The following is an 8,399-nucleotide window of genomic DNA, read 5'->3' as shown; positions in this document are numbered from 1 at the left end:
CGCGCGCCAGGGCTCCGGCAGCGCGTCGCGGTCGATCTACGGCGGCTTCGCGCAATGGCATTGCGGTGAAGGCGACGGGGCGGCAGGCGATCTCAGCAGCTACGCCGAACCGGTGGAGGCGCCGCTGCTGGACCCCGCGCTGGTGGTCGGATTGGTCGATGCCCGCGAGAAGAAGATCCCGAGCCGAACGGCCATGCGGCGCACCGTCGACACCTCACCGCTGTTCTGGCCGTGGGCGCGGTCCAGCGAGCGGGATCTGCGGGATATGCGGGCCGCGATCGCGGCCGGTGATCTCGCGGCCGTCGGCGAGATCGCCGAACGCAACGCCCTGGGCATGCACGCCACGATGCTGGCCGCCCGCCCGGCGGTGCGCTACTTCTCGCCGGGTTCGATGCGGTTGCTCGACCGGGTGGTCGAGCTGCGCGCCGAGGGCGTCCTCGCCTACGCGACAATGGATGCGGGCCCGAACGTCAAGGTGCTGTGCGATCGGCGCGACAGCGCGACCGTGGCCGCTGCGCTCGCGGAGGCCGATCCGACCTCGCGGGTCGTGGTGGCGAATCCAGGACCGGGCGCGACCCTCGGGGCGGGTGCCGATGATCACCTGTGAGGTGCCGGGCAAGCTGTTCATCGGCGGCGAATACGCGGTGCTGGAACCCGGCGCCCTCGCGGTGCTGGTGGCGGTCGACCGCTATCTGACCGTCCGGATCTCCCCGGTCGCCGGGACCCGGCGCACGGTGACGACCGCCCCGGCCGGTCCCGAACCCGTCGAATTGGTCCGCAGCGGCACGAATGTGGTTGCCGTGGCCGACGATCCGGCCGTCACGGGCGCGCTGCGACATGTGCTCGCCGCAGTCGAACTGGTGGAGCGCTACGCCGTGGAACGCGGGTGCGCGCTGCTCGGCTTCGAGCTCGACATCCGATCCGAACTCGATGATCGCGGCACCGGGCGCAAGTACGGACTCGGATCCTCGGGGGCGGTCACCGTCGGCCTGATTCGCGCCCTCACCCGGCTGTACCGGTTCGAACTGGACGACGACGCGCTGCTGCGGCTGGCGCTGCTGACCGCGCTCACCGTCGATTCCCGTTGTTCGGGTGGGGATGTGGCGGCGTCGTTGTTCGGCGGCTGGGTCGCCTACCGGGCGCCGGACCGGCCGCGCGTACTCGAACGCCTCGCCCGTCCCGATACCCGGCTGGTCGATCTGGTCGAGCGGCCGTGGCCGCTGTTGTCGGCGACCCGCCTGCCTCCGCCACGGGAGCTGCGACTCGAGATCGGCTGGTCGGGTGAGCCCGCGGTATCCAGCGGGCTGGTGGCGCGGCTGCGAGCCGGCGTGGCCGGAAATCCCGCGGCCTACGACCGTTTCGTCGCGGGTAGCAATGCCTGCGTGGCGGCGCTGGTCGCCGGTCTGGAGGCTGGCGACGACGCATCGGTCGCCGCCGCGGTGGCCGCGGCCGGGGCGCTGCTGCGTTCGGTGAGCGAACTGGCGGGGGTGATCGTCGAGACGCCCACTCTGGCCGCCCTGCGCCACGCGGCGGAAGCGCTGGGCGCGGTCGCCAAGACCTCCGGCGCCGGTGGCGGCGACTGCGGTATCGCGCTGGTCGATCCCGCCGCGGCGGCACAGCTGCATCGGCGGTGGCGCGCCGCGGGCATCGTGCCGCTGGGACTTCATGTGCACCAAGAGCTTTCAATGAAAGGGGACGGCCAGTGACTGCTACCGTGTCGGCGGCGACCACGACCCAGACCTACGGCAGCCGTAAGGACGACCACGTGCGGCTGGCGGTCGAACAGCATGATCGCCGCGGCGGCGGTGCGCTGAATCAGTTCGACGAGGTGAGCTTCGTCCACGACGCCCTGGCCGGTACCTCCGAGGAGACGGTGTCGCTGGCGACCGAGGTCGCCGGAACCGGCTGGGCCGCACCGCTGTACATCAACGCCATGACCGGCGGCAGCGCCCGCACCGGCGAGGTGAACCGCGGCCTGGCGATCGCGGCCCGCGCGGCCGGGGTGCCGATCGCCTCCGGATCCATGAGCGCCTATCTGCACGATGCGGCGCTCGCGCCCACGTATCGGGTGCTGCGCGAGGAGAATCCGGACGGATTCGTCGTCGCCAACGTCAATGCCAATGCCACCCCGGATATGGCCCGGCGCGCAGTGGATCTGATCGAGGCCGACGCTCTGCAGATCCATGTCAACACCATTCAGGAAATCGTCATGCCCGAGGGCGACCGGGACTTCTCGGGCTGGCCGGGCCGGATCGCCGCGCTGGTCGAGGCGCTGGACGTGCCGGTGATCGTGAAGGAGGTCGGCTTCGGTATGACCCGGTCCGCGGTCACCCGCCTGGCCGGTCTCGGGGTGTCCACGGTCGACGTATCCGGCCGGGGCGGAACGAATTTCGCGAGTATCGAGAACGCCCGTCGCCCGCGTGAGGACTTCGCCTACCTCGCCGGTTGGGGTCAATCCGCTCCCGCCTGCCTGGTGGATTCCGCCGCGGCGGCGCATGCGGCCGGGGTGACCCTGCTGGCCTCGGGCGGGGTCCGGCATCCGCTGGATGTGGTGCGCGCGCTCGCCCTGGGCGCGCGGGCGGTCGGCGTATCCGGACAGTTCCTGTCGGTCCTCGAGACCGAGGGGGTGGATGTCCTGGTGGCCACGCTCACCGCGTGGGTCGATCAGATCCGGCAGCTGATGGTGGTGCTGGGCGCCCCGACGGTGGCCGATCTGGTACGAAAGGATGTATTGCTCACCGGCGACCTCGCCGACTTCTGCCGCCTGCGCGGCATCGACCCGGCCGAATACGCCCGCCGCGCAGGCTGATTCGGATCGCATGGAAAGGATTTCGTCGATGGTCGTGGACAGAGGATTGCTCGCACCGGTGCGTGCGGGCGTGCCGATCGAAACACTCGTATCCGATGACGCCTGGATCGAGGCCATGGTCGAGGTGGAACTCGCATTGGCGCGGGCGCAGGCCCGCCTGGGCATCATTCCGGCATCGGCCGCGGAGCAGATCACCGTGGCGCTCGGGACGCGGCGACTGGACACCCGGGCGATCGCCGAGGCGGCGCGCGGTGCGGCCAATCCGGTGGTGGCTTTCGTACAGCAGCTGCAGCGGGTGGTGACCGAGATCGATCCGGTCAGTGCGGGTTACGTGCACTGGGGGTCCACCAGTCAGGACATCCTCGACACCGCGACCATGCTGATCGCCCGGCGGGCGCTGTCGACGATTCTCACCGATGTGGAGACCGCCGTCGAGGCCCTGGCGCGGCTCGGGCGGGCGCATCGCGATACGCCGATCGCCGCCCGTACCTTGGGAATGCATGCCGTGCCGACCACCTTCGGCGCGCGGGTGGCGAACTGGGCGCTGGGACTGCGCGACGCCGCGGACCGGCTGCGCCGGGTGCGCGACCACGGGCTGCCGGTTCAATTGGGCGGCGCCGCAGGGACATTCGCGTCCTATATCGAATGCGCGCGCGGCAGCGGCGGTGAGCTGGCTGGGGCGAGCGCCACCGAGATCTACACCCGGTTGACCGACGAATTCGCCACCGAACTGGCACTGCCGACCAGCGTCGCGCCCTGGCACAGTGTGCGCACCCCGCTGGCCGATCTGGCCGCCGCGCTGGTCACGACCTCGGGCGCGCTCGGCAAGTTCGCCGTCGACGTGATCTCTCAGGCGCGCACCGAGGTCATGGAGGTCTACGAACCGGCCGGTGCGGGCCGGGGCGAATCCTCGGCCATGCCGCAGAAGCGTAATCCGGTGCTGGCCACCATGATTCGCTCGGCGGCATTGCAGACTCCCGCACTCGCCTCCACCATCTACATCGCCATGCTGGCCGAGGACGAACGCTCGCCCGGGGCCTGGCATGCCGAATGGCAGCCGCTGCGGGAATGTCTACTGCTGGTGGGCGGCAGCGCGCATACCGCCGCGGAACTAGCCGACGGATTGCGCGCTGATACCGATCGGATGAGCCGCACCCTCGCGCTGAGCCACGGTCAGCTGGTGTCGGAGCGATTGTCGATCTTGCTCACGCCGCTTCTGGGCCGGGTGCAGGCCAAGGCGGTGCTGCAGGCCGCCGCGTTCGAGGCGGAGGAGAAGGGTCGCTCGCTGGCCGATGTGCTGGCCGAGAACGTGGCGGTGCGCGAACATCTCGAGGTGGCCGAGATTCACGAACTGCTGCGGCCGGAGAACTATCTCGGGCTGGCTCCCGATCTGATCGATCTGGTGCTCGACCGGACCTAGTCGTGGGCCGGGCGGTTTCAGCCTCGCTTGCGTACCGCGCTCACCGCCTTGCGGGCGGCGACCTGCACCGGATCCCAGACCGGGGAGAACGGCGGGGCGTAGCCGAGATCCAGGGCGGCGATCTGTTCCACCGTCATACGGGCGGTGAGCGCCACGGCGGCGATATCGATGCGCTTGCCCGCGCCCTCGCGGCCGACGATCTGGACGCCGAGCAGACGGCCGGTGCGGCGCTCGGCGAGCATTTTGACGGTCATGGGCGCGGCGCCGGGGAAATAGCCGGAGCGGCTGGTGGATTCGATGGTGGCGGTGACGTACTGGAGGCCCGCGCGCTGGGCGTCCTTCTCGCGCAGACCCGTTCGGGCCACCTCGAGGTCGCAGACCTTGCTGACGGCGGTGCCCACGACGCCGGGGAAGGTGCCGTAGTCGCCGCCGACGCCGGAGCCGATGATCTGGCCGTGCTTGTTGGCGTGGGTGCCCAGGGGAATGTGGCGTTCGGCGCCGGAGACCAGGTCCAGCACCTCGACGCAATCGCCACCGGCCCAGATGTTTTCGTGGCCGCGGACCCGCATGGCCATATCGGTGAGCAGGCCGCCGCCGGCGCCCAGGGGCAGGCCCGCGGACCGGGCCAGATCGGTGGCGGGGCGCACGCCGATGCCGAGTACGACCACGTCGGCGGGATATTCGGTGTCGTCGGCGGCGACCGCGCGGACCCGGCCGGAGTCGTCGGTGCGCACGGCGGTCACCTCGGTATCGCCGATCACTCGAATGCCCATACCCTCCATGGCTTTACGGATCAGCACTCCCATATCCGGGTCGAGGGTCGCCATCGGCTCGGTGCCGCGGTTGAGCATGGTGACCTCGTAGCCGCGGTTGATCATCGCCTCGGCCATTTCGACGCCGATATAGCCCGCGCCGACCACGACCGCGCGCCGCCCCTCGGTGCGTCGCAGGGTGTCGATCAGGGCTTGGCCGTCGTCGAGGGTCTGTACCCCGTGCACCCCGGCGGCGTCGATGCCGGGCAGCGGCGGGCGGATCGGGGTCGCGCCGGTGGCGATGACGAGTTTGTCGTAATCCCACCAGGTTTCGGTATCGTCGGCCGAATCGCGCACGCGCACTCGCGTTCCGGGCACATCGATCTCGAGGACCTCCGCGCCCAGGCGCAGATCGATCCCGCGGGCGCGATGTTCCTCGGGCGTGCGGGCGATGAGATCGTCGCGGTCGGCGACCTGGCCCCCGACCCAGTACGGGATTCCGCAAGCCGAGTACGAGGTGAAATGCCCGCGCTCGAACACCACGATCTCGAGTTCGCCGACCGGCTTCAGCCGCCGGGCCTGGGAGGCGGCCGACATTCCGGCCGCATCGCCGCCGATGATCACCACGCGTTCGCTCATACCGATCACGGTACGAGGGCGAGGCTCAGTCGGCGCGGACCAGTTCGTCGAGTCGGGTCGCGACCGCGGCCATACCCGCCTCGGTCGGGTGATAGGACGAGACGAGCGACAGCGGCCCGGTGGCGAGCGGGTTGTGGAAGCCGCCGATCCACGGGTCGGCGCCGCAGGCGGTATGGGCCTCGGCGTCGGGGACCGTGACGCTGGTGGCGCCCTGCTGTTCGGCGGCCGCGCGGGTGGAGGCGATCAGGCCCTCCCAGCCCCGGCGCGCGGTGTGGGCGTCGTGTTCGGACAGCGGGATCGCAGGGCAGGTGGTGGCCCGTGCGTCGAGGGCGGGCAGGTATTCGACCAGCAGGACTGTCGCGGCCGGGGCGATCTCGTGCACGCGGCGGACGATCTCGCCCAGGGCGTGGCGCACATCCGCGAAATCCGAGGGCGCGGGGTCCTTTCGATGTCCCAGGGCGGCCGAGCAGACCTTCGACGCCGGGTCCCGGAGCGCGGGCGCGCCGTCCGCGATCGCCGGGCAGCTGTCGGCGATCATGCCGCCGATCAGGCCCAGATCATTGCCGCCGATCGTCACGGTCACCAGATCGGTATCCGGGGTCACCGCCTCGATCTGCGGCGGCACGGTCGTCCCGGTCGCGAGGTGTTGCGCGTGGGTCAGCACATCGGCGGTCGTCGCGCCCGAACAGGTGACATCGACCAGATCCAGGTCCAGGCTGCGGGCGAGGCGATGGGCGTAGTTCGCGCCCGAGCGCGCGCAGCCCAGGTCGATGGTCGGCTCGATGCCCGGACCGGCGGCATAGGAACTGCCCAGGGCGACATAGTGCGTGCGATCCGGCTGCGCATGGGCGAGGGCGGCGGTCGCGGTCAGGGCGAGCGCGGCGAGGAAGACCGTGATCGGACGGGACGTGGGCAACGGGACTCCCTTCGTGGCGGATCAACGATAACCGGAGATCGCGCGGACCAACCCTCTCGATAAGAAGGCGAACTTGCAAAAAGATGCCTTGTTGAAACTGGTGATCTCTGTTGTAATGACGCGGATCGGCAGCCTAGGGAGAGAGTGCGAGCGATGCGGGTTCAGGACGGCGTGGCCCTGGTGACCGGGGGCGCCTCGGGTTTGGGGTTGGCAACGGCACGGCGGTTGATCGACGCGGGGGGCCGCGTGGTCGTGGTAGATCTGCCCGATTCCGACGGCAAGCAGGCCGCCGAGGAGATCGGGGCGGTGTTCGCGCCCGCCGATGTGACCGACGAGGACGAGGTGGCCGCGGCCTTCGATGCGGCCGATCGGCTGGGCCCGCTGCGAATCGTGGTGAACTGCGCCGGGATCGGGCTGCCGGGACGGGTGCTGACCGGGGATCGGGTGGTGCCGCTGCACGCCTTCCAGCTCGTGGTCGATGTGAATCTGGTCGGGACATTCAATGTCACGCGCCTGGGCGCGCAGCGCATCGCCCGGACCGAACCGGTCGAGGGGGAGCGTGGGGTCATCGTGAACACCGCCTCGGTCGCGGCCTTCGACGGGCAGATCGGGCAGGCGGCCTATTCGGCGTCCAAGGCGGCCATCGCGGGTATGACGCTGCCGCTGGCCCGGGATCTGGGCGAACATCTGATCCGGGTCGTGACGATCGCGCCCGGGATGTTCGACACCCCGCTGCTGGCCGCGCTGCCCCCGGAGGCGAAAGCCTCGCTCGAGGAACAGGTTCCGCATCCCAAGCGGCTGGGCGATCCGGCGGAGTATGCGGCGCTGGTGGCGCATATCGTCGAGAATCCGATGCTCAACGGCGAGGTGATTCGGTTGGACGGCGCGATCCGAATGGGTCCGCGCTGAGCCGACCGGCGCTTCCCTCGGACTGAAACAGGTTATAGATTGTCTTCATGTCCGCCACCGCATCCGAACTCCTGGCGGCCGTCGAGCAGTCGCCCCGCGCCGTCGCCACGCACGACAGAGCGGCCTGGGTGGGGTTGTTCACCGGAGGGGCGCGGGTCGAGGATCCGGTCGGATCGCGACCGCATATCGGGACCGCCGCCATCGAGCGGTTCTACGAGACCTTCATCGCGCCCAATGCCATCGTCTTCCTGGTCGACCACGATGTGGTCTGCGGCAGCAGCGTCTTCCGCGATCTGTCCATCGAGATCACAATGTCGACCGGGGTGGTGCTGCGCGTGCCGATGCATCTGCGCTACGACCTCGCCCGCGTCGGCGAAACGCTGAGAATCGCGCAGCTGCACGCGCATTGGGAGTTGCCGATCATGGTCGCCCAGCTGCTCACCTCCGGGCTGCCCGGCCTGGCCGCCGCGGCCCGACTGACACCACGGCTGCTGGGCAACCAGGGCCTCGGCGGCACAGCGGGTTTCGCGCGCGGATTCATCCGAGTGGGCGCGTCGGGTAAGCGCCTGGCGACCGAACTGCTGGCCTCGGCGGCGCGGGGCAGCGCGGGCGCGGTGCGCAATGCCCTCGCGCCCGGCGCGGTTCTGGAATGGCCGGTCGGAAGCCCGGTCAGCGCGGAGGAATTCGTCGCTCGCGCGGCCGGAGTGCGTGTGAGCAAACCGATCTCGGCGGGCCGATTCGTCACCACGACGGTCGAAACCACGGCCGGTCGCGGCATCGCCGAGCTCGAGGTGGCACGCGGGCGGATCGCGGCGGTACGGATGTACGTCGCGGAATGAGCGTGTCCGCGTGGCGGTTAGATGGGTGGCGGCCTTTCAGTGTCGTCCGCGGGGTGAGTGATCCGTCAGGTGTTGCGCGGGGTGTGTGATCCGTCAGGTGTTGCGCGGGGTGTGT

General features: G+C 70.2%; 8 protein-coding genes. 6 read left to right on the top strand and 2 right to left on the bottom strand.

Annotated elements, in window-relative coordinates; all coding sequences use genetic code 11:
- The 4 genes from NP4_RS41435 to NP4_RS39180 all read left to right on the top strand — a co-directional run.
- A partial coding sequence (locus tag NP4_RS41435; protein ID WP_373863910.1) for a diphosphomevalonate decarboxylase occupies window positions 1-607 on the top strand: 607 nt, incomplete at its 5' end.
- Window positions 594-1,706, top strand: a complete 1,113-nt coding sequence (locus NP4_RS39190) for a phosphomevalonate kinase (RefSeq protein ID WP_068009885.1) — start codon at window positions 594-596, stop codon at window positions 1,704-1,706. The genes NP4_RS41435 and NP4_RS39190, both read left to right, overlap by 14 nt.
- Window positions 1,703-2,809, top strand: a complete 1,107-nt coding sequence (gene fni, locus NP4_RS39185) for a type 2 isopentenyl-diphosphate Delta-isomerase (RefSeq protein WP_245997886.1) — start codon at window positions 1,703-1,705, stop codon at window positions 2,807-2,809. The genes NP4_RS39190 and fni overlap by 4 nt, the downstream gene beginning before the upstream one ends.
- Before the next feature lie 28 nt (window positions 2,810-2,837).
- Entirely contained in the window at window positions 2,838-4,229 is a 1,392-nt protein-coding gene (locus NP4_RS39180; protein ID WP_082876637.1) for a class-II fumarase/aspartase family protein, read from the top strand.
- 17 nt (window positions 4,230-4,246) lie between these two features.
- Here the strand turns inward: NP4_RS39180 and NP4_RS39175 are convergent, their stop codons facing one another.
- Both NP4_RS39175 and NP4_RS39170 read right to left on the bottom strand, forming a co-directional pair.
- A complete protein-coding gene (locus tag NP4_RS39175) occupies window positions 4,247-5,620 on the bottom strand; it encodes an FAD-dependent oxidoreductase (RefSeq protein WP_068009877.1) in 1,374 nt (457 codons plus the stop codon).
- Between the two features lie 25 nt (window positions 5,621-5,645).
- Window positions 5,646-6,536 carry an SGNH/GDSL hydrolase family protein gene (locus NP4_RS39170; RefSeq protein WP_068009874.1) on the bottom strand — a complete coding sequence of 297 codons (891 nt, stop codon included), beginning with the start codon at window positions 6,534-6,536 and terminating at the stop codon, window positions 5,646-5,648.
- A gap of 153 nt (window positions 6,537-6,689) precedes the next feature.
- On the opposite strand from NP4_RS39170, the gene NP4_RS39165 reads away from it, so the two are divergent.
- Together NP4_RS39165 and NP4_RS39160 are read left to right on the top strand one after the other, a co-directional pair.
- Window positions 6,690-7,445: a 3-hydroxyacyl-CoA dehydrogenase gene (locus tag NP4_RS39165; protein ID WP_068009870.1), complete on the top strand. Its 756-nt coding sequence runs from the start codon at window positions 6,690-6,692 to the stop codon at window positions 7,443-7,445.
- A 47-nt stretch (window positions 7,446-7,492) separates the two neighbouring features.
- A complete protein-coding gene (locus NP4_RS39160) occupies window positions 7,493-8,284 on the top strand; it encodes a nuclear transport factor 2 family protein (RefSeq protein ID WP_068009865.1) in 792 nt (263 codons plus the stop codon).
- The last annotated feature ends 115 nt before the right edge of the window (window positions 8,285-8,399 follow it).

It is taken from the genome of Nocardia pseudobrasiliensis NBRC 108224, assembly GCF_001613105.1.
GTDB lineage: Bacteria > Actinomycetota > Actinomycetes > Mycobacteriales > Mycobacteriaceae > Nocardia > Nocardia pseudobrasiliensis.
The sequence above is the reverse complement of the archived record's forward strand: the minus strand, read 5'-3'. Positions and strand labels throughout refer to the sequence as shown.

Coding starts and splice junctions, on each gene's coding strand:
- NP4_RS39180 (WP_082876637.1), top strand. CDS start 2,838: ATGGTCGTGGACAGAGGATTGCTCGCACCGGTGCGTGCGGGCGTGCCG.
- NP4_RS39190 (WP_068009885.1), top strand. CDS start 594: ATGATCACCTGTGAGGTGCCGGGCAAGCTGTTCATCGGCGGCGAATAC.
- NP4_RS39175 (WP_068009877.1), bottom strand. CDS start 5,620: ATGAGCGAACGCGTGGTGATCATCGGCGGCGATGCGGCCGGAATGTCG.
- NP4_RS39160 (WP_068009865.1), top strand. CDS start 7,493: ATGTCCGCCACCGCATCCGAACTCCTGGCGGCCGTCGAGCAGTCGCCC.
- NP4_RS39165 (WP_068009870.1), top strand. CDS start 6,690: ATGCGGGTTCAGGACGGCGTGGCCCTGGTGACCGGGGGCGCCTCGGGT.